Below are 19,479 nucleotides of genomic sequence, written 5' to 3' on the forward strand. Positions count from 1 at the left end.
CCATTACTCTCTTTTTATACAGAAGGTCAATATCTTGGTTTTGAAGTATTTACCAAATGAAAAGACGCCGAGGGGCGCCCTTCACTCATCTAAATCTGGGAAATAGGAGAAGAACGTTTCCGCCCCTGCACTGCTCAGTTTGAACGTTTGATCGCGTGATTCATCCGTCACATAGACATCTACTTTTTTAGACCGTTTCTTGAAGCTTAACTGAAACTCTTGCCCTTTCCATCCCTCGATGATGGTGAGAAGGGGATAGTCCCCCACTTCTCCAGCTCGATCCACTGGTTCTGCCTCCTCAAATGCGTTCATCAAATCAGACATGTCGGTGCCAGCTGCACGCAATGTATCCGGATAATTCAATGTGGCCTCCGCATCTAAAGGTTTTTTATGGAGAAAGAAAAACGGACCTCGCGGAACGGAAGGATTTGCAATGAGTCCTGCTTCAGTGGATTCTTTAATGGACTCATTCGTGGCAAACTCGCCCTTCGTGTACGTCAAGCTGACTTCTTCTTTCACACGCTTTCCATTTTTCATGTATGAGAATATGTAAAGCGGTGTCTTAACCCCCGGCTCTAATGTATCCGTCTGGAGGACCCGTTCGACTTGTAATCCTTCGAACTGGATGGGGACATGTGCGCCGTCTTTCTCATCCCATACAAGGAAAGGTTGAATAGATGTCGTACCGTTCGTAGTTTCGAAGTAAAAGTGAGCGGCTTTCAATTTGTCATTATATCCGAGTGCAATCTTTGCGGTTCCCATTTGCGCATTATATGGTTCAATGGTCGAGACGGGAAAGATTCCTTCCCGTTCACCTACTGTCAATGCAATCGCGCCATTCAAAGGAGAGGTCAAATGAATCATCGTGTCTTCGAACAGGTTGATGGGCATCCCAAGGTACTCGGATGGGTCACTCTGTTCTGCGACGTGTTCTTCCTCTTTCGTACCCGCTTTCATCTTCGGGACGCTCGGGACTTTGATACCCGCTGATAAATCGAGGAAGTCCGGTAGTTCATCAATCTTCCCTAATTTCATGTTGGAATAGTCTCCATCATAGCAAATGGTGTAGTTTTCTTTTCCTTTCAAGAAAGTCACCAATTTATATGAGCTCGGATCATAATCTGATATCATGACTTTCCGATTCACCGCATATGAATTGAAAACCGTTACATCCCCTTCAATCTGTGTAATCGGCTCGCCTGAGCATGCATCGAGGATGTGCGTCGTCCATGTCTCCGATTCGGCATCCATCTGATTCGAATACAAATCGCCCACGTTCCATTGCTCAGGCATATAGTCTAGCTGCACGACATCCATTTTTTCACTACCACAACCCGATAAAATCCCGACTGTGCTTAACATCAATAGCATTCGTTTCATCATGACCCTTTCACCTCCGGAAATACATCCAAGAACCGTTCCGCTCCTTTGCTTGATAATTTAAATGTTTGATCGCGAAGTGGATCCGTCAGATAAACATCGATTTTTTGAGATCGTTCCTTGAAACTTAACTGAAATTCTTGACCACCCCAACCATCGATGATCGAAAGACGCGAATAGTCAGTCACATCTCCAGCACGTTTGACAGGTGTAGCATCCTTGATTACAGCCATCAAATCAGATATGTCGTTCCCTTCAGCTCGTAGCACGTCCGGGTACTGGACATCGATTGCTCCGTTTAAAGGTTTCTCATGAACGAAAACGAATGGATCAGTTTCGCCAGCAGGATTTGATTCGCTTGCGTTGCGGACAGCATCATTTGTCGAAAATTCACCATTCAAGTAAGTTAGACTGATCACTTCATTCACACGTTTCCCACCTTCAACGAAGGAGAACGTATAAAGAGGCGTCTTAACACCAGGTTCGAGAATGTCCCCCTGTAATGCCTGTTCTACTCGTAGTCCTTCGAATTGAATCGGCTCGTGTTTATGCTCTTTTTCATTCCACACGACTAAAGGAAGCATGGTCGTCAATCCATCATTTTTCTCATAGTAAAAATACGCTTCTTTCGATTGTTCGTCATACCCAAGCGCGATTCCCACTTCTTCCGATTGGGCACTAAATGGCTCCAAATGTGAAATGGGGAACAGTCCTTGTTGATCTCCAATCGATAAATCAATCTGGCCATATAATGAGGGTGTCACATGAATCATCGTCCCTTCGAGGAGACGGATGGGAGCAGGATAGAAATGCCCTTCGTCTTTCTGTTCCATTTCTTTCAATTCTTCATGTGTACCCGAGCGAATCGTTGGCGTACTCAAGATGTCGGTCCCTTCTTCCGTATGAACGAAGTAAGGGAATTCATCTATCTCTTCCGCCCTGATTTGTTCAGAAGCACTGTCATAGCAAACAGCGTATGGTTGATTTCCTTCCATATACATCACGATTTTATGTGCATCATCGAATTTTCGATTCAATTCATACGAGCGATAGACGGTGACGTCCTCTTCGATTCGTGAAATTGCATTCCCGGAACACGTATCGAGTAAATCAGGAGTCCACTTCACCGACTTGGCATCCATATGACCTGATTGAAGATTTTTCACATTCCAATGCTCCGATATGTGATCTAGCTTTACGACATCCATCTGTTCATCATCACAACCTGTCATCAAACCAATACAGCAAATGAATATAAGGATTCGCTTCATAATGTTTCCCTTAGGCGCGGAAATATGTCTAAGAACGATTCCGCTCCTTCGCTCGATAATTTAAATGTTTGATCGCGGAGCAGGTCCGTTAAATAGATATCAATTTTTTTCGAACGTTTTTGATAGCTGATTTCGAACACTTGACCCTTCCAACCGTCTGTTAAAGTCAAATATCGATATTCTGAATCTTCTCCGCGGCGATCGACGGGGTCTGCCTCATTGATGATGTCGAACAATTCTTTCGCTTCCTCTTTCGTGGCCTCACTATACTCTGCGAATTCCATCGCCCCTCCATCGTATGGTTTGCGATGGACGATGACCCTTGGCCCGGCTTCTTCAACAGGCAACCAATCCTCAAACATCGGATCCGGTTCTTCTCCTTCTTTTAAAAACAAGCCAGGAGCGAATCGAATCGTCATCGTTTCGGTCACATGTTTCCCGTTTTTCAGATACGAGAAAGTATAGAGCGGAGTTTCCTCTTCTTCGTTCAGTTCACGAGCTGTCGCGACAGTCTTGATCTCTAACTCGGAAAAGACGGTATTCTCTTTTGACTCCGGGTCCTCTAACTCATCAAACTCAATCGGTTGAGGCATGAAAAATTGACCGTCAAACGAGTAAAGAATATATGGACGAAACGTCTTGTTATCATATCCGATGGCAATCTGTTGATTCGGCATCTCAAATCCTCGGGGCTCGAACTGCGCAATCGGATAACGGATCACCTTGCCACCGAGTTTCATTTCAAGTTCGCCGTAGAGCGCCGGTTCGATTTCCAGTAACGTATGCGGGAACGAGGTGATGGAATTCCCGTCAAAATCCAATCCTTCTGCTTCCACCAACTTGTCTTGTAACGCAGAAGATGTCTGATGAATACGAGGGAGTCGTGGAAGTCGAATTCCGTCACTTGTATTCACAAAGTCTGGAAACGAGTCAATCGCTTCCGCCATCAGTTGATTGGTGTAGCTTTCACGACATACGGCATACCGTTCGTCACCTTCTAAGTACGTCACGACTTTCATTGTATATGGGGTCATGGCTGAAACAGGCTCGGTTCTCCCTGCAATCGCCGTTTGATATACCGTGATGTCACCCTTTAATTCGGTTGCACGCTCCCCTTCGCATGCAGCCAATACTTCTTTTGACTCATGAACTTTAATCATCTCTCCTTCTTTTGAATAGCTTTCCACGTTCCATTGATCCTCTATGTAATCTAGTTGAATGACTTCTATATTAGATGCCCCACAAGCGCTTAAAAATGAAGCACTAAGTAACATCATGATTCCTCTTTTGTACAAAATATCCCCTCCTATAATCTCATCATCCAATTTTACCATTATCTAACTATCCTATACGAAAAAAATCCGCTCACGTTTCATGAGCGGATGGTAGAACAATCATTTACTTTGGTCGATGGCACGTTGCAATCGGGACTCGACGTCTAACGCAACGGCTTGTAACGATTCGTCATCGATGAGGCGAATTAATTCAGTCGGTCTCGGCATACCAATTTGGGTATGGTCGTCTTTTTCGAACACCGCGATTTTGCATGGAAGGAAGTAGCCTCCTTCTAACTGTTGCGACAGCACTTCTTTTGCCGCCTTCGGATTGCATACTTCTAAGATACGATACTTCCCATCAATCCCCTCTCCCTTTTTCTCGAGCGTCTCACTCAAATCAAAGTCCCAGAGCACCCCGAATGATTCTTCTTTCAATGCTTCTCCGAGACGAATGACAACATCATCCACGGTACGGTCAGATTGTACGGTATAGTCAAACATCTTCATTCCTCCTTATCTGGTTACTCATGAAATCTGTACCCGAACGAAGTCATGCTCAATCAAAAAGAAACTGTATGTGATTTGAAACATAATCACGCACTCGAACGTATAAAAGGAGATAATAGTTAGAACCAAACTGATGTAAAGGAGAAGTGGTTGTCGTGACGGTCACGGTATTCACGCATACGAGCTGCAGTTCTTCCAGAAAAACGATTGATTGGTTACGGGAACAAAAAATTCCCTTCATCGAAAAGAAATTGACAGACCAAGGTTTATCCTTCGGAGAATTCAAAGAGATGTTGAGCCTGACGGAAAATGGGACGACGGACTTGTTGTCGGTCCAAAAGAGTGTCTATAAACAAGCGGCAGAGAAACTAGATGAGATGTCGATTCGTGAGCTATATAGCTTCGTCGCCTCGAATCCTCAAATCCTGAAAAGTCCGATCGTCTTCGACCATCATCGCATCCAGGTCGGTTTCAGTGAAAAAGAGATTCGGACGTTCATCCCGAGACATGACCGCATCGCTGAACTGAAACGTCTGCTCCATAACGCATAAATCGTGTCGCTTTCGCGACACGATTCTTTTTATGCCTTTTTCAATTTTGCCGCCAGTCGATTCCCGAAGGATTGGATGGACTGAACGAGGAGGATGAGGACGAAAATGGTCACGTACATGACTTCCGGTTCGAAACGAAGGTGTCCGTATTGATAGGCGATGTCCCCCAGTCCACCTGCCCCGACGAGTCCCGCCATCGCCGTCGCTCCAATCAACCCGATCGTCGCAATCGTCAATCCGAGAACGATAGAAGAACGTGCTTCACGGATTAACACATACCAGATGATTTTTCTCGTCGAGATGCCCATCGCTTCATACGCCTCGATGACCCCGCGGTCGACTTCGAGTAGTGCCGACTCCATGAGTCGCGCAATATACGGGGCGGTGAAGACGATCAAGGGGAGCAAGACGCCCTGCACGCCGATTGTCGTCCCCATGATGAACCGTGTGAACGGCAAGATGAAGAACAACAGAATGATGAACGGGATGGAACGGATGACGTTGATAACGCTCGATAAGCCACCATAGACGAATCGGTTTGCGAGTCTGCCATTCGGTCTCGTCAAAACGAGCAACGTCCCGAGCGGCAATCCGATCAAGGTCGAGATCAAAAGCGCGATGCTCGTCATCGTCAACGTTTGAACCGTTCCTGTCCAGATTAAGTCACCCCAGTCTGTCCAAAACTGTTGCATGGTTTGACACCTCCCTCACATGTACGCCGCTCGTCTTCAAATAACGGACGGCGAGTTCCGTTTGATCATGATCCCCGTCAAGATGGACGAGCAAGTTTCCGACAAGCCCCGCCTTTAACTTCTTGATTCCGCCTCCGATGATGTTCGGTAGGATGCCGAACCGCTTGGTCAATTGTGCCAGGACTGCTTGTTCTGTCTGACTGCCGATGAACGACAAGTGGACGAGCGTTCCCCGAGTCTGGAGTTCCGAGACGACTTCTTCCGGCACGTCGAGGTTTGTCTTAAGAAACTTCTGGGTCGTCTCGTGTGACGGATTGGAGAAGACGTCTAGTACGTGTCCTTGTTCAACGATTTGGCCACGATCGATGACGGCGACCCGGTCACAGATTCGTTCGATGACTTCCATCTCATGTGTGATCAAGAAAATCGTCAATCCGAGCTCGCGATTGATTTCGAGCAGTAACTCTAAAATCGACTCGGTCGTCTCAGGGTCGAGTGCACTTGTCGCTTCATCACTAAGGAGAATATCAGGCTCGTGGGCGAGCGCTCGCGCAATGGCGACACGTTGTTTCTGTCCACCCGACAATTGTTCAGGGTAATGGTTCCGATGTTCGCTCAGTCCGACGATTTGGAGATAGCGGTCGACCCGTTCACGGATGACCTGCTTCCCCAGACCTTCGAGACGAAGCGGGATGGCGACATTCTCTTCGACGGTCGCAGTCTTCAGCAAGTTGTAGTGCTGAAAGATCATACCGATTCGCTGGCGTAACGTCGACAACCCTTTCTTTTTGAGGAGCGTGATATCTTGTCCCTCAATCTCGACAACCCCTGATGTCGGACGCTCCAAAAGATTGATCATCCGGATGAGCGTACTCTTACCGGCACCACTTCGTCCGATGATTCCGAAAATTTCTCCTCTCTCAATCGTGAGGGAGACATCATCGAGTGCCGTGATTGTGTCTCCGTTGACCTTGAACTCCTTGGTGATTTGTTTCAGTTCAATCATAAGACCCCTCCTTAAAACGCCGGCACGACCGAACCATTGAATTCTTCTTCGATGAAGGCACGTACTTCCTCTGAATGATAGTAAGACTCGAGCGTCTTCACGACTTCATCTTCTTTATTGGCTGAACGGACGACGACATAGTTCGGATACGGGTTATCGACCGTATCTTCATGGAAGAGGGCATCTTCATTAATGGATAGACCCGCTCCCATCGCGAAGTTCGTGTTGATAGCTGCGAGTGCCACTTCCGGGAGTTGCGTCGGCAGTTGGGATGCTTCGAGTTCAATAAATTCGAGGTTGAGCGGATTCTCAGCAATGTCGCGCTTCGTTGCTTTATCCGTCAATCCTTCTTTTAATGTGATGAGCCCAGCCGTTTCATATAGTCGTAACGCACGGAGCTCATTCGCCGGGTCGTTCGGGACGGCCACTTTATCACCTTCCTTTAAGTCCTTGATATCCGTCAATTTCTCTGAATAGAGCCCCATCGGGAAAGCGACCGTCTTGAAGACGTCGTCAATCTTATACCCCTTGTCCGCTTTTTGCAGTTCGAGGAACGAGAGCGTCTGATAGCTGTTCACGTCGAGACTCCCTTCATCGAGAGCCGTGTTCGGCGTGTTGTAATCGTTGAATACTTTGATGTCGATTTCAAGCCCATCTTCTTTTGCGAGCTCCTGTACTTTCTCGGCGATCTGTTCGTGTGGTCCACCAGTGACGCCGATCGTCAGCTCTTTCGTGCTGAGCGTCTCGCTCGCCTCGGATTGTCCGCACGCTGAGAGTGCGATGGCCGCAAGGATAGATGTACCTGCCAAAATGGTTTTTTGTTTGATGTTCATGAATGATTCCTCCTCCAAATGAAAAGCCCGCTACTCAAAAAGAGCGGCGGGCACGACACGTGAAAGTCGGACACGCTCATCTCCCAGACGTCTCGTCTGTTGGAATTAGCACCATGATCATTTCTGATCTGGTTGCCGGGTTTCATCGGGCCAGTCCCTCCACCACTCTTGATAAGCAATCGGTTCTATTATTTTGTTATTATATTACTGATAAAAGAATTATTTGTAAACTGTTTCTTGAAGATTTCTTAAAATTTCTTTTAATTGCTCGGTATCTTCGACCTTGTGAATGCCTTGAATCGTCATTTCTTCGACGACATAATCGACCAACTCATCGATTTGGTCAAAGCGAATCCCAAGTTGTTCAAGTGACGTCGGAGCGGCGATGGCGTGTAGCCAATTCTCGAGGAATGAGGCGTCTTCGGATGAAGCCAATCGTTCTTGAACGATCAGCCCAAAGCCTACTTTATCCCCGTGCAACCAGTGATGCGTCGAATCAAAACGACTGAGCGCATTATGCACCGCATGGGCGACGGCGACACGAGTGCCGGCATCGCCGAACCCACCGACGGCACCTCCAATGGCGAGGACATGATCGACGATAGATCGGATGTCCGTGTCATAACGGCGGAAGTCATCTTCACGAATGGACAAATCCATCAACGCTCCACACTGTGCCGCAAGCGAAAGCCCCGATTGAATCCCTGCGTCCCTTGATGTTGTTCCGCTAATATATCGGGCTTCGAACCACTTCGCGACCGTATCAATCACACCGGCTCTGAAATAGTCATAAGGTGAGTCGCGTAACAATCGTTCATCCACGATGACGCGCTCGATGACGACGGGGAACGTATCATATCGTAAATATGTACCGTCTTCTCCATAGATCACGCTGAGCGGGGTGAAGGCGGCACAGTTTGACACAAGTGTCGGAACGACGATGAGCGGGACCGACTGGGTAAATGCAATCCGCTTCGCCGTATCAATCAATTTACCGCCACCGACGGCAATCCATACGTCAGGTCGATACGCTTTTAATCGTTTGAGTTCTTCGTCTGAACATTCCCCGTTGAATCGTACACTCGGAACTTCTGCTAGACGAGGGGACACGCGAACCGCTTCATCGTATCCGTTAATTCCTTTCAAAACGAGTGCCTCCCGATTCCCAATCAAAAGATAAAGTTTATTGAGTGCATCGTTCGAATGGTCGTATTCCAGCACCGCTTGTCGAATCATTGATGGACCTCCTCGTAGGCTGCAAACAGTCTTTCAATCCGTTCTACCGCTTCATCAATCTTCTGTTCAGATGATACGAGGCCAAACCGGATGTGGTGCTCCCCCTCCGTTCCAAAGAAGTAGCCAGGTGTGACGGCGACGCCCGCCTCATGTAGTAACTTCGTCGAGAATGATTTTGCATCGCCTTCAGGCACTCTCGCCCATACGAAGAAAGAACCTTTTGGTGCCTCAATCTCCCACCCTGCCCGGCGTAACCCGTCAATCAATCGGTTTCGTCTTGTTTCGTAAAGCGAGGCTAGGTCGTCACGTATGTCACGCGGGGATTCTAACGCCACGATGGCTGCCTCTTGAATGGCAGAGAACACAGAGACGTGGACATGATCTTGGTACGTATTGATCGCCTCGATGATATCTGCATTTCCGACTGCGAACGCGACACGCCATCCCGACATGTTGAACGCCTTCGACATCGTATACACCTCAATCCCGATTTCTTTTGCCCCGTCTGCTTGGAGAAAACTTGGCGGGACATGCCCATCAAAGCCAATACTTCCATAGGCGAAATCGTGTACGACCATCAGATCATGGTTTGTGGCGAATTTAACCGTCTCCTCAAAGAAGGCTGGCGTCGCGACAGCGCCGGTCGGATTGCTCGGGTAGTTCAAATACATGAGTCGTGCATGAAGCGGATCGAGCGTGGTGTAATCCGGGAGATAGCCGTGCTCTTCCTTCAACGTCAAATCGATGATGTCCGCTCCGGCGAGACGCGCTCCCGAGATATAATCGGGATAGCCAGGGTTCGGGAGCAAGATGCCTTCACCCGGCTCAAGAAGACACTGAGGCAACGTGATGAGACCCGATTTGCTGCCAATCAAAATCGCCACTTCTCGCGCCGGGTCGAGGTCGACTCCGTATTCACGTTGATAGAATGCGGCCACAGCTTCTTTTAGTCGAGCCTGTCCCCGGAATGGTCCGTATTGATGGGTCGTCGGGTCGGTCAATGCTCGTTCCAGTGCCTCACAGATCGGAGCTGGTGTCGGTAAGTCGGGTGTGCCTTGTCCGAGTCGGATGACAGTCTTGCCACTCGCCTCGACTGCCGCGACTTCTTCTGCTAATCCGACAAAGTGTTGTGTCGGTAACGATTTTAATAACTTGGAACGTCTGTCTGCCATGATGGGTCCTCCTAATACGAAAAAACACCCCTTTCTGAGGAAAGGGGTGCTCGATACAGACGTATGTAGTCAACCACCTTTCCATCTCTCAAGGTCACCTTGCTGGAATTAGCACAGTATTTTGCAATCTGTTGCTGAAGCTTCATCGGGCCAGTCCCTCCGCTTCTCTTGATAGAAAGTGTCATTCGCTATGTAATTTTTGTATGTCCCTAAGTTAACCAGACATTCCCAACGGTGTCAAACATTTTTTTCAAAGAGAACATCTATTGAATCCTTTTCAAAAAACATTCATAGTAAAAGAGTAGAAAAATTATATTTGTATGAGGGGATAGAGCATTGGAGCTTAATCGTCAACTTATTTGGAAACTGAGTGTAATCGGACTGATCTTGCTCGTCTTATGGCGTGTCATCAGTGAACCGGATACCATCTCACGTGTCTTACAATACACGTTTCAGTTACTGACCCCTATCATCATGGGGATCGCCATCGCCTTGTTACTCAACACCGTACTCTCTTATATTGAAGAACGGTTCCACTTGAAGCGGTATCAAGGACTACTCATCGTCTATATCACGTTCATCGGCATCTTGGCGATTTCGGTCGTCACGTTGTTCCCGCGGATTTACTCGAGTCTGTCATCACTCATTAATGAGTTACCGGTTTATATCCGTCAAATCGACGTGTTTTTAGGTGAAGTGAACAATTACTTGAAAGACTATAACGCGACGATCGCCCAAGCGATTGATTTTGCGCGCTTCGAGGATCGTTACTCTGGATGGGTCGAGACGGCCGTCCTCTCTTCCGTTAGTTATGTCTCTAGTTTTACAATGACATTGATCAACTTCTTGATTGGGATTGTCATCTCCATCTATTTGTTAAAGGACAAAGAAGTCTTCGCTCGTATGTTCAAGCGTCTTCTCTATGCGCTATTACCCGTCGGCACTGCGAAGACGACAATCGATATCTTTCAAGAGATGGATTATATCTTTAAGCGATATATCATTGGGAAGTCGCTCGACTGTCTGATTATTGGAGTGCTAGCAGTCATCGGACTCTTGATCATCGGGGCCCCATATGCCCTACTTCTCGGAGTCATCGTCGGCGTCTTAAACTTCATCCCATATGTCGGACCGCTACTCGGGATGATCCCAGCGTTTATCATCACCTATTTCTATGATCCGTTCACCGCCGTATTGGTACTCTTGTTCATCTTCTTGTTACAGCAGTTTGACGGATTGTGGCTCGGACCGAAGATTCTCGGAGATAGTGTCGGCATCACACCATTTTGGGTCATCACATCGATTATCATCGGAGGAAGCCTGTTCGGCCTCATCGGGATGTTCGTGAGCGTGCCGATCACGGCCATGATTCAAGTCGTCTTGTCTCGCCTCATCGATTATCGACTGAACCGAAAAAATCTAAACGAATTACTTTGATTCACCTCATAAATTTGTTGACACATTGAGGAAATGTGTCATACAGTTGAGGAGAAGAACACAATTAACAGAAAGGAGAGGTTCCCATGTCAGTAGTATCTTCGAAACCATTCACTCAAGTTCATACTGATTGGCAGGCACCTCTTCGATTGATTCATATCTAAGACGCCTGCCTATCGAGGCATGCATAAACAACGTGGGACGTCGTATGCCTTCATGCATATGACGTCCCTTTTGTGTCTAAAATTAAATAAAGCAGGTGACCTGTATGTTTCAATCACTCAAGCGGCTCGACCGCAACATTTGGATTCGTTTTTTAGGGGAAACGATTACGGGAATTATGATGTTCATGATTGCCCCATTCCTTGTTCTCTACTATAGTGACCAGTTAGATAGCTACCTTCAAGTCGGAATCATCATGGCGACTGGCCCAATCATGGCGCTCCTCGGTTCGATGATCGGAGGACGGCTAGCAGACCTGTATGGCCGAAAACCAATCATGATGATCGCAATCATTGGGGACGCACTTGCCCTCATCGGATTTGCGTTCGCCGACTCGTTCTGGCCGCTTCTTTTATTGAACGCCATGCTCGGACTGACGAACTCGCTCTTCCACCCTGCCGCAAGCGCGATGGTCGCCGATGTCACAGAGCCAGAGCATATGAACGAAGCGTTCGGACTTTTACGGATGGGACATAACATCGGCGCTGCATTCGGTCCACTTCTTGGTAGTGCGGTGCTGTTCATCGACCGCGAGCTCATCTTCTTTGCGGCGGCATTCGTCTTTGGACTATATGCGATTGCGCTCGGCACGTTCATACATGAGTCGTTGCCCGAGTTTACGGAAGATGAGACTCCAAGCAACCGGGAAGTGTTGCGCGTCTTTTATAACGATCGCGTGTTTCTCGTCTTCATCTTTGCGGGTATATTCATATCAATGGGATTCTCCGTCGTCGAGAGCATGCTACCACTCTTTTTAAAAGAATCGCTCCCGACGTATACCGCACAACAGAACCCATTTCCGTATCTGTTAGCACTGAATGGAATCATGGTAGTTCTTTTCCAGTTCCCGATTGCTTCAAAACTCGGGAACAAGCCGTTCGGTAAGGTCATGTTAGCAGGAGCGACCGTATTTGGTATCGGTATGATCTTGCTTGCGATTGTGCCTAGAGCCTTGTTCGCACTCGATACCCCTTACGTGCCACTCGTCGGGATCTTACTCGCCGTATATGCGTTTTATACGTTAGGTGAGATGATCATGTCCCCTGTTCAGCAGACATTCATCGCCTTGATCGCACCGGAGAATATGCGTGGTGCCTATAACGGTGCAGCGAGTATCCAATGGCTGATCGGCGGTGTCACGGCACCAATCATCGCAAGTGTCTTTTTTGACAATCGTGCCGGACACATCGCTTTGATCCTCATCGGTGGAGCGAGTTGTTTATCAGGCATCATCTATTGGCAGCTCGGACGTCATGTCCAAGCGACGGAAGCAAAACAAAAGACGGCTTAACCGCTCATTGACCACACTCTCTGATTTCGGAAGTGTGGTCTTTTCATTCTTTTCATCTTTATTAAAATTTGAAATTATCATTCAATTCACTTTACAATCATAATAATCCTTTTTATGATAAAACGGTTAAGGAGGGATCTTTCATGGAAAGGATCGATAAACAGACAATCGTGGACAGTGTTCCACAAAAAGGCTTCTTCGGACAACCGAAAGGGTTGTTCACTTTATTCTTCACTGAGTTTTGGGAACGTTTCTCGTACTATGGCATGCGGGCCATCCTCGTATTCTATATGTACTATGAAGTCTCTGAGGGAGGACTCGGTCTAGACCGAAACGTCGCACTCTCAATCATGTCCGTCTATGGCGCGCTTGTTTATATGTCTGGGGTCATTGGGGGATGGCTTGCAGACCGGATTTTCGGGACGTCTCGCGCGGTCTTCTACGGTGGTGTGTTCATCATGCTCGGACACATCGTCCTCTCGATTCCAGGTAGCGTCGTCTTCTTGTTCATCTCGATGGCGTTGATCGTCATTGGTACCGGATTATTGAAACCAAACGTATCAAGTATCGTCGGAGACATGTACAGCGAGACGGATCGCCGTCGTGACGCTGGATTCAGTATCTTCTACATGGGTATCAACTTAGGGGCATTCATTTCACCACTCATCGTCGGTCAAGTGCAAAAAGACTATGGATTCCACTGGGGCTTTGCGCTCGCGGCAATCGGGATGTTCGTTGGACTCGTCGTCTTCGTATTGACACGAAAAACGAACCTCGGCTTAGCTGGTTCGTATGTACCGAATCCGTTGACGCCTGATGAGAAAAAGAAAACGGTAAAAATCGTCAGCATTGTTACCATCGGAATTGCCATTTTGCTTGCGATTTTGATTCCACTCGGATGGTTCACGATCAATACGTTCATCTCACTCGTCGGGGTGTTCGGTATCGCGATTCCGACGATTTACTTCATCATCATGTATCGTAGTCCGAAAACGACTGAGGTCGAGCGCTCGCGAATCATCGCCTACATTCCGCTCTTCATCGCCTCCGTCATGTTCTGGGCGATCCAAGAGCAGGGTGCAACGATTTTGGCGAGCTATGCTGATACACGGACTGACTTAGAGTTCTTTGGATTCACGTTGTCACCAGCATGGTTCCAATCACTGAACCCACTGTTCATCATCTTACTGGCACCGGTCTTCGCTTGGTTATGGGTCCGACTTGGTGACCGCGAACCGAGCATTCCGACGAAGTTTGCTTTCGGGATCTTATTTGCCGGAATCAGTTTCTTGGTCATCCTGCTCCCAGCATACTTCAGTGGTCCGGATGCCCTCGTCAGCCCACTCTGGCTCGTCTTAAGTTATTTCATCGTCGTTCTGGGAGAACTAAGTTTGTCACCGGTCGGGTTGTCGGCAACGACTAAACTCGCACCAGCTGCCTTCTCCGCTCAAACGATGTCGCTCTGGTTCTTATCGAACGCTGCGGCGCAAGGGATCAACGCACAGCTGGTCAAGTTCTACACACCTGAGAACGAGATGCTCTACTTCGGCGTGATTGGTGGCGTCGCCATCATCTTAAGCTTGATTCTGTTCGCACTTGCACCGAAAATCAAAGTGTATATGCGTGGTATCCATTAATCATCAAAAAACGTCAGCCGATTTAATCGGCTGGCGTCATTTTTATTTTCGCACTTGAATGAGTGACAAGTAGCGATCGATCATATTGTGGTTAAAGTAGTCATGGAAGTTGTCTTGTTTCAGTGACTGAATCGATTCATGGAATGTCGCAGGCAGTGATGCGATGCCTTGGCTCTCGATTTGCTTCGCTGAATACTCGAACAAGTCGTCCTCGTTCGGAGAAGACGGAACGAGCTGTTGCTCGATTCCTTCAAGTCCGGCATAAATGAGCGCGGCAAGTGCCAAATATGGGTTCGCACTCGGATCAGGGTTTCGGACCTCTACACGAGTCGCACTTCCACGGGAAGCCGGAATTCGAATCATCGAACTGCGGTTCGATGGGCTCCAGCATATATTGACAGGTGCCTCGAATCCAGGAACGAGACGCTCGTATGATTCAGGTAGTGGATTCGTGAAGATTGCTGTGGCACGGGCATGCTTCAAGATTCCCTCGATGAAATGACGCGCCGTTTTCGACAATCCGTAATCCGCATCGACTTCGTCGAACGCGTTGGTCGTCGGATTTCCGGACTCATCATTCTTCCAGACAGAGATGTTCAAGTGCATTCCAGAACCGTTCACATCACGCAACGGTTTTGGCAAGAATGAGACGGATGCCCCTTTCTCCTTCGCCGCAATCTTGACGATTTCTTTAAAAAACTGAATGTTATCCGCTGTATGGAGTGCGTCATCGTACTTGATGCCAATCTCATGTTGCGCAGGAGCGACTTCATGGTGAACAGCCTCAATATTGAACCCGACACCGCTTAGACGGTTCGCGATGTGCTGTCGCACTTCATACCCTTTATCCTCTGAACGTGTCGAGAAATATCCGGCCTCGTCATAAAATTCCCCGTTCTCGTCAAAGATGAAGAATTCCGGCTCTGCCCCGACGAATACCGAGTAGCCATCACGTGCTGCACGTTCGAGTGCATCCTTCAATACATTACGTGGGTCGTATTCATATCGCTCTCCCTCCGGAGTGCATACGTCACAGAAGAATGCCAAAATATTTTCCTCGCCATCTTGCTCATACCGTGGACGATCTAAATCCGGTCTCAAGAATAAGTCTGAGTTTTTGATGGAAGAGAACCCGTTGATTGAAGAACCGTCAAACATCGTTTTTCCCTCAAAGACTTCAGGCAACAATTTTGCCGAAAGCGTCAAGAGTTTTAAATCACCGAGAACATCTGAGAAATATAGATGGATTTGGGTGATGTTTTTCTCTTGTACCGTTTTCTCAATATCTTGTTGCTTCTTTTTTGCGTCATCCTTGTCTGTTCCGAATAGATTTGCCATGATTCGTTAAAACCTCACTTCAATGGATTTGACAGGCAAGCTGTCTTTACGCACCGTTCGTACGCTTCTCTATAGTTCATAACCGAGTTCGATTTTTTCTAAACATGGAATTTCAGGAAAGGCAAAGTGGCTACATGCGACAAGAGTTGATATGATGGGTAAAGAATGTCACAGAGAGGGAGAACGCGATTGTATATTTTTATGACTGGTGGAACCGGATTTTTAGGAGGGCGACTCGCCAAAGAATTGATTCAACGGGGGCATCGCGTCTGTATGTTGGCGCGAACACCGGAGAAGGTACAGGCACAATTCACCGCTGAAGAACAAAAGTCGATTGAAGTGTTACCAGGCGACTTGACGTCACATGCGCTCGGGGCCAATGAAGAGTTCATCGAGACACATAAAGGGAAAATTGATTTATTTCTACACATGGCTGCACTCGTCAAATTCGATGAAGAATTACGTGATGAATTGTTCGAGACCAATTTAACCGGAACGAAAGAGGCCCTTCGATTAACTAAGTTAATTGACTGCCATCGCTTTTTCCATGTGAGTACGGCTTACACGCTCGGCGCTAAAGAAGTTGGCGGGGAAACACTGTACGATGTGTCTCAGTCTTTTTTAAATCCTTATGAAGAGAGCAAGGCACACGCCGAGCAGGCGGTCTGGGAGTCACGGGATGAGCTTGACGTCTCAATCTTCCGACCGGCCATCATCGTCGGAGACTCGAAGACGGGAGAGGCCGACTCGAAGTTTACGATGTATGGATATATGCGCGCGCTCGAGCTATTCAAACGGAAACTGGAACGTCGTGGCCATGACTTCGAATCGATTCGATTGATCGGCTCTGCGACGGGCACTTCTAACCTTGTCCCTGTCGATTATGTAGCGGATGTACTACTCGCTGCCATCGAGCACGCGAAGGCGGGTACAATCTATAACGTGACGAACGACGCACCTCCAAAAAATGAAACAATGCTCGACTATATGAAAGAGTCCCTAGCATTCCCGCATTTAACGATCACGGAAACGCCCACATCGACACTAAGCTCTGTCGAACAGTCGTTCAATGATATGGTAAAAGTATTTAATCCGTATTTGAATCGGGACATTAGATTCCGTGACGACAACACGAAACAATTGCTTCAGGATGCCGGATTCGCTCCGCTCCGTCTCGATCATCAATCGTTACGTCGCATCGTGAATGCCTATTACAAAGCAAAATAAAAAATGGACCGATTTTTCCGGTCCATTTTTTATTTATCGCAAACAAGTACGATTTTACCGCCTTTGATTTCACGTTCGAGTGAATCTACCATCTCTTTTGTGAGTCCAAGACTCTCCATCTGTTCCATGCGATCTTCTGAATTGCTCGTGAATTTCGAAAGCAACGACTCGAACATCCCTTTCTCTGGGATTCGGTATGGTTGTACACCAGCCTCTGCTGCCAATCGAACGGTCAATTCTTCATCTTTGGCGAACAAGTAGATGTGCTCGTTCACACATCCGCCTGACACCATCTCATTTACTTCATGGTCCACCGTCGTCATATCATTCACTACTCTTGTCTCTAACATGCCCCATCCTCCTAAACGTTCACAGTCATGTAATTCACTGTTTTTGTTATTCCCGAAAAATGAGGTGATAAACATACAATCAATCCATTTCTTCGTTCGTGATCCATTCTTCGATGTCGAAATGTTGCACGATTCCCTCGATTCGATCGTACTCCCCTTCCCTTTGAGTCCTACCCTCTAATCGAGCGGTCACTACGAACTGGGAATCGACAGTGTGGATACGAGATATGCGATATCCGGCTTGTTGTAATAATCCAGCGATAATTTCGACTTTCTCTCTCTCACCTGAACGGAATGTATGCATCCATCCCACCTCTTTCTATTTCATTCCCTATACATGCTATCATATCGTTTCTGACGTGTGATGCTATACTATGGATAGAGAAAAGGAGTGAGTTCTGTGCCAAAACAAGACTTGAATACAATCATGCTTGAATATTTGAACGAGAAAGAAGATTATGAAGCGTTTGCCACAAAGCTGAAAGCGCTCCTCAGTGAATTGTTGACAGAAGCCGGCATCCAGTTCCATTCAATCGTCGCCCGTGCCAAAGAAGCGGACAGTCTATATGCCAAACTCTCACGCAAGCCTTATCAATATCGTTCCTTACGTGACGTACAAGACTTGGCCGGGATACGGATCGTGACATACTTTCATGACGACGTACGCGCCGTTGCGCAAATTTTAGAAGATGAATTCACCATCGACCGTGAACAGTCCATCGATAAGTCGACGTTGCTCGACTCCAATGAGTTCGGATATCTGTCTGTCCATTATGTCGTGGAATTAAGTGAAAAGCGACTTGCTCTCGGTGAATATCGCCGTTTTGCAGAAAAAGAGGCGGAAATTCAAGTCCGCTCGATCCTACAACACGCCTGGGCCGAGATTGAACACGACCTCGGTTACAAAAATCCGAATGCCGTTCCTCCTGAAATCAAAAGAAGTTTCAGCCGGGTCGCTGGTCTATTGGAGATTGCCGACTCCGAGTTCGTGAACATTCGAAAACAGTTGCGAACATTCGAACAAGAAACAGTCGAACAGATTCTTGACTCTCCTGAAAAAGTGGCCATTACCCGAGATAATCTCAACTATTATATTGCGAATGATCAAACGGTCGAGAAACTAGACAACGCGATCTTCCAGAGCGAATGGCTACTCGAGACGGATCTCTCTGCCATCGTCGAGTTGACGAGAATGTTCCATTACGCCGATATCCGTACGTTCAAAGATTTGAATGACACACTTTCGACTTACTATACTCAAGCCGTCCAATGCGCAACCTTGTTGCCATCTTCTCTGTTACCGAGACAAGGCATGGGTGTCGTCTATGCCGTTCTCGCTAAACTGTTAGCGGAAGGCGACGATCCGCAGATTGAATTTTTCTTTAGACGGTTCTATCCTGACTTGAAACATTATGAAGACATCATTCAGCAAATTCGAGCAAAAGACGAGCCCCTATAACTTTACAGACAACATGTTTTTAATGTAGAATGTTTCTATGTTCTGAAGTATATATGAATAATATTATCGCTAGGAGGTAGTTTCGAGGATGACAACACCCGTACAGACCGCTTCACGTCGACAGCTCGTCGCAGACGCTGAACGTGGAATCCGGATGAACTATCGTGGAGTGAAAAAAAATCTCCGTTCGATGTTCTCACAGTATTTAACCCGCAATGAATTCTTCATTCTACGTTCTCTTTGTCAACAGAGTCCTCAAATCGCCTCTGCTCTGTCAAATGAGTTTCAATTTTCAGCTTCTATGATCACTGCGCTTGCCGATGAGTTGACGAAAAAAGGGTTGATTTCTCGCGAACGCAGCGAGCGTGACCGCCGTGTCGTTGAACTTCAGGCAACGGATGAAGGTCGTGAGTTGTTTGAGACATTAGAGAGCATGAAGATTGAATATTTGATGGATGTCTTCACTGATTTTTCAGATGACGAACTCATTTTACTTTCAAAATTATTAGATCGTATGGATGCTTAATCCGACTATAGCCCTTCACCGTAAAGGTGAAGGGCTATTTTTTGCGAAAAAAAGAGATGCGACCCAT

The 19,479-nt window shown here is 47.2% G+C and carries 19 protein-coding genes and 2 riboswitches; of the genes, 7 read left to right on the forward strand and 12 right to left on the reverse strand.

Annotated elements, in window-relative coordinates; translation table 11 throughout:
* Window positions 1–81 precede the first annotated feature (81 nt).
* The 4 genes from Q9R25_RS04050 to Q9R25_RS04065 form a co-directional block, all read right to left on the reverse strand.
* Entirely contained in the window at window positions 82–1,383 is a 1,302-nt protein-coding gene (locus Q9R25_RS04050; RefSeq protein WP_311282826.1) for a hypothetical protein, read from the reverse strand.
* A complete protein-coding gene (locus Q9R25_RS04055) occupies window positions 1,380–2,651 on the reverse strand; it encodes a hypothetical protein (protein ID WP_311282827.1) in 1,272 nt (423 codons plus the stop codon). The genes Q9R25_RS04050 and Q9R25_RS04055 overlap by 4 nt, the downstream gene beginning before the upstream one ends.
* A complete protein-coding gene (locus tag Q9R25_RS04060) occupies window positions 2,648–3,946 on the reverse strand; it encodes a hypothetical protein (protein WP_311282828.1) in 1,299 nt (432 codons plus the stop codon). The genes Q9R25_RS04055 and Q9R25_RS04060 overlap by 4 nt, the downstream gene beginning before the upstream one ends.
* A 99-nt stretch (window positions 3,947–4,045) precedes the next feature.
* Window positions 4,046–4,429 (reverse strand): DUF302 domain-containing protein, encoded by a 384-nt coding sequence (locus Q9R25_RS04065; protein ID WP_215243914.1) that lies wholly within the window; start codon window positions 4,427–4,429, stop codon window positions 4,046–4,048.
* A 161-nt stretch (window positions 4,430–4,590) separates the two neighbouring features.
* Here Q9R25_RS04065 and Q9R25_RS04070 point away from each other — a divergent pair, with 161 nt between their 5' ends.
* A complete protein-coding gene (locus Q9R25_RS04070) occupies window positions 4,591–4,986 on the forward strand; it encodes a Spx/MgsR family RNA polymerase-binding regulatory protein (protein ID WP_012726343.1) in 396 nt (131 codons plus the stop codon).
* A 29-nt stretch (window positions 4,987–5,015) separates the two neighbouring features.
* Here the strand turns inward: Q9R25_RS04070 and Q9R25_RS04075 are convergent, their stop codons facing one another.
* The 5 genes from Q9R25_RS04075 to Q9R25_RS04095 all read right to left on the reverse strand — a co-directional run bounded on the left by Q9R25_RS04075 (window position 5,016) and on the right by Q9R25_RS04095 (window position 9,925).
* Window positions 5,016–5,678, reverse strand: a complete 663-nt coding sequence (locus tag Q9R25_RS04075; protein ID WP_012726344.1) for a methionine ABC transporter permease — start codon at window positions 5,676–5,678, stop codon at window positions 5,016–5,018.
* Entirely contained in the window at window positions 5,650–6,684 is a 1,035-nt protein-coding gene (locus Q9R25_RS04080; RefSeq protein WP_012726345.1) for a methionine ABC transporter ATP-binding protein, read from the reverse strand. Before Q9R25_RS04080 ends, Q9R25_RS04075 begins: the two co-directional genes overlap by 29 nt.
* An 11-nt stretch (window positions 6,685–6,695) precedes the next feature.
* Window positions 6,696–7,517 carry a MetQ/NlpA family ABC transporter substrate-binding protein gene (locus tag Q9R25_RS04085; RefSeq protein ID WP_047795298.1) on the reverse strand — a complete coding sequence of 274 codons (822 nt, stop codon included), beginning with the start codon at window positions 7,515–7,517 and terminating at the stop codon, window positions 6,696–6,698.
* A 73-nt stretch (window positions 7,518–7,590) separates the two neighbouring features.
* A riboswitch (SAM riboswitch) is annotated at window positions 7,591–7,695 on the reverse strand.
* A 41-nt stretch (window positions 7,696–7,736) separates the two neighbouring features.
* On the reverse strand, window positions 7,737–8,753 hold the full coding sequence (locus Q9R25_RS04090; RefSeq protein WP_215243913.1) for an iron-containing alcohol dehydrogenase: 1,017 nt from the start codon (window positions 8,751–8,753) through the stop codon (window positions 7,737–7,739).
* Window positions 8,750–9,925: an aminotransferase class I/II-fold pyridoxal phosphate-dependent enzyme gene (locus Q9R25_RS04095; protein ID WP_211782801.1), complete on the reverse strand. Its 1,176-nt coding sequence runs from the start codon at window positions 9,923–9,925 to the stop codon at window positions 8,750–8,752. Before Q9R25_RS04095 ends, Q9R25_RS04090 begins: the two co-directional genes overlap by 4 nt.
* A gap of 78 nt (window positions 9,926–10,003) precedes the next feature.
* A riboswitch (SAM riboswitch) is annotated at window positions 10,004–10,103 on the reverse strand.
* A gap of 158 nt (window positions 10,104–10,261) precedes the next feature.
* On the opposite strand from Q9R25_RS04095, the gene Q9R25_RS04100 reads away from it, so the two are divergent.
* The 3 genes from Q9R25_RS04100 to Q9R25_RS04110 all read left to right on the forward strand — a co-directional run bounded on the left by Q9R25_RS04100 (window position 10,262) and on the right by Q9R25_RS04110 (window position 14,512).
* The gene (locus Q9R25_RS04100) at window positions 10,262–11,362 is read left to right on the forward strand and encodes an AI-2E family transporter (RefSeq protein ID WP_012726349.1); all 1,101 of its coding nucleotides are present in this window, start codon (window positions 10,262–10,264) and stop codon (window positions 11,360–11,362) included.
* Window positions 11,363–11,630: 268 nt separating this feature from the next.
* On the forward strand, window positions 11,631–12,875 hold the full coding sequence (locus tag Q9R25_RS04105) for an MDR family MFS transporter (protein ID WP_031423648.1): 1,245 nt from the start codon (window positions 11,631–11,633) through the stop codon (window positions 12,873–12,875).
* A 143-nt stretch (window positions 12,876–13,018) separates the two neighbouring features.
* Window positions 13,019–14,512, forward strand: a complete 1,494-nt coding sequence (locus Q9R25_RS04110; RefSeq protein ID WP_214690877.1) for a peptide MFS transporter — start codon at window positions 13,019–13,021, stop codon at window positions 14,510–14,512.
* Between the two features lie 42 nt (window positions 14,513–14,554).
* Here Q9R25_RS04110 and Q9R25_RS04115 read toward each other — a convergent pair whose 3' ends face one another.
* Window positions 14,555–15,850, reverse strand: a complete 1,296-nt coding sequence (locus Q9R25_RS04115; protein WP_047795294.1) for a glutamine synthetase family protein — start codon at window positions 15,848–15,850, stop codon at window positions 14,555–14,557.
* Between the two features lie 189 nt (window positions 15,851–16,039).
* Between Q9R25_RS04115 and Q9R25_RS04120 the strand changes: the two genes are divergently transcribed.
* Window positions 16,040–17,077 carry an SDR family oxidoreductase gene (locus tag Q9R25_RS04120; protein ID WP_159562340.1) on the forward strand — a complete coding sequence of 346 codons (1,038 nt, stop codon included), beginning with the start codon at window positions 16,040–16,042 and terminating at the stop codon, window positions 17,075–17,077.
* A gap of 29 nt (window positions 17,078–17,106) precedes the next feature.
* Here the strand turns inward: Q9R25_RS04120 and Q9R25_RS04125 are convergent, their stop codons facing one another.
* Entirely contained in the window at window positions 17,107–17,427 is a 321-nt protein-coding gene (locus Q9R25_RS04125; protein ID WP_031423645.1) for a YflT domain-containing protein, read from the reverse strand.
* Between the two features lie 79 nt (window positions 17,428–17,506).
* Window positions 17,507–17,731, reverse strand: a complete 225-nt coding sequence (locus Q9R25_RS04130; RefSeq protein ID WP_074036982.1) for a hypothetical protein — start codon at window positions 17,729–17,731, stop codon at window positions 17,507–17,509.
* A 96-nt stretch (window positions 17,732–17,827) separates the two neighbouring features.
* On the opposite strand from Q9R25_RS04130, the gene Q9R25_RS04135 reads away from it, so the two are divergent.
* Both Q9R25_RS04135 and Q9R25_RS04140 read left to right on the forward strand, forming a co-directional pair.
* The gene (locus tag Q9R25_RS04135; protein ID WP_240499823.1) at window positions 17,828–18,886 is read left to right on the forward strand and encodes a GTP pyrophosphokinase; all 1,059 of its coding nucleotides are present in this window, start codon (window positions 17,828–17,830) and stop codon (window positions 18,884–18,886) included.
* An 88-nt stretch (window positions 18,887–18,974) separates the two neighbouring features.
* Entirely contained in the window at window positions 18,975–19,412 is a 438-nt protein-coding gene (locus Q9R25_RS04140) for a MarR family winged helix-turn-helix transcriptional regulator (RefSeq protein WP_012726357.1), read from the forward strand.
* The last annotated feature ends 67 nt before the right edge of the window (window positions 19,413–19,479 follow it).

The sequence above is a fragment of the Exiguobacterium sp. BG5(2022) genome, from assembly GCF_031844365.1.
GTDB lineage: Bacteria > Bacillota > Bacilli > Exiguobacteriales > Exiguobacteriaceae > Exiguobacterium > Exiguobacterium profundum.

Excerpts from the sequence above, each read along its gene's own strand:
- Q9R25_RS04140 (WP_012726357.1), top strand. The coding sequence starts at position 18,975 with ATGACAACACCCGTACAGACCGCTTCACGTCGACAGCTCGTCGCAGAC.
- Q9R25_RS04125 (WP_031423645.1), bottom strand. The coding sequence starts at position 17,427 with ATGTTAGAGACAAGAGTAGTGAATGATATGACGACGGTGGACCATGAA.
- Q9R25_RS04085 (WP_047795298.1), bottom strand. The coding sequence starts at position 7,517 with ATGAACATCAAACAAAAAACCATTTTGGCAGGTACATCTATCCTTGCG.
- Q9R25_RS04110 (WP_214690877.1), top strand. The coding sequence starts at position 13,019 with ATGGAAAGGATCGATAAACAGACAATCGTGGACAGTGTTCCACAAAAA.
- Q9R25_RS04095 (WP_211782801.1), bottom strand. The coding sequence starts at position 9,925 with ATGGCAGACAGACGTTCCAAGTTATTAAAATCGTTACCGACACAACAC.
- Q9R25_RS04090 (WP_215243913.1), bottom strand. The coding sequence starts at position 8,753 with ATGATTCGACAAGCGGTGCTGGAATACGACCATTCGAACGATGCACTC.
- Q9R25_RS04055 (WP_311282827.1), bottom strand. The coding sequence starts at position 2,651 with ATGAAGCGAATCCTTATATTCATTTGCTGTATTGGTTTGATGACAGGT.
- Q9R25_RS04050 (WP_311282826.1), bottom strand. The coding sequence starts at position 1,383 with ATGATGAAACGAATGCTATTGATGTTAAGCACAGTCGGGATTTTATCG.
- Q9R25_RS04075 (WP_012726344.1), bottom strand. The coding sequence starts at position 5,678 with ATGCAACAGTTTTGGACAGACTGGGGTGACTTAATCTGGACAGGAACG.
- Q9R25_RS04130 (WP_074036982.1), bottom strand. The coding sequence starts at position 17,731 with ATGCATACATTCCGTTCAGGTGAGAGAGAGAAAGTCGAAATTATCGCT.
- Q9R25_RS04080 (WP_012726345.1), bottom strand. The coding sequence starts at position 6,684 with ATGATTGAACTGAAACAAATCACCAAGGAGTTCAAGGTCAACGGAGAC.
- Q9R25_RS04115 (WP_047795294.1), bottom strand. The coding sequence starts at position 15,850 with ATGGCAAATCTATTCGGAACAGACAAGGATGACGCAAAAAAGAAGCAA.
- Q9R25_RS04105 (WP_031423648.1), top strand. The coding sequence starts at position 11,631 with ATGTTTCAATCACTCAAGCGGCTCGACCGCAACATTTGGATTCGTTTT.
- Q9R25_RS04065 (WP_215243914.1), bottom strand. The coding sequence starts at position 4,429 with ATGTTTGACTATACCGTACAATCTGACCGTACCGTGGATGATGTTGTC.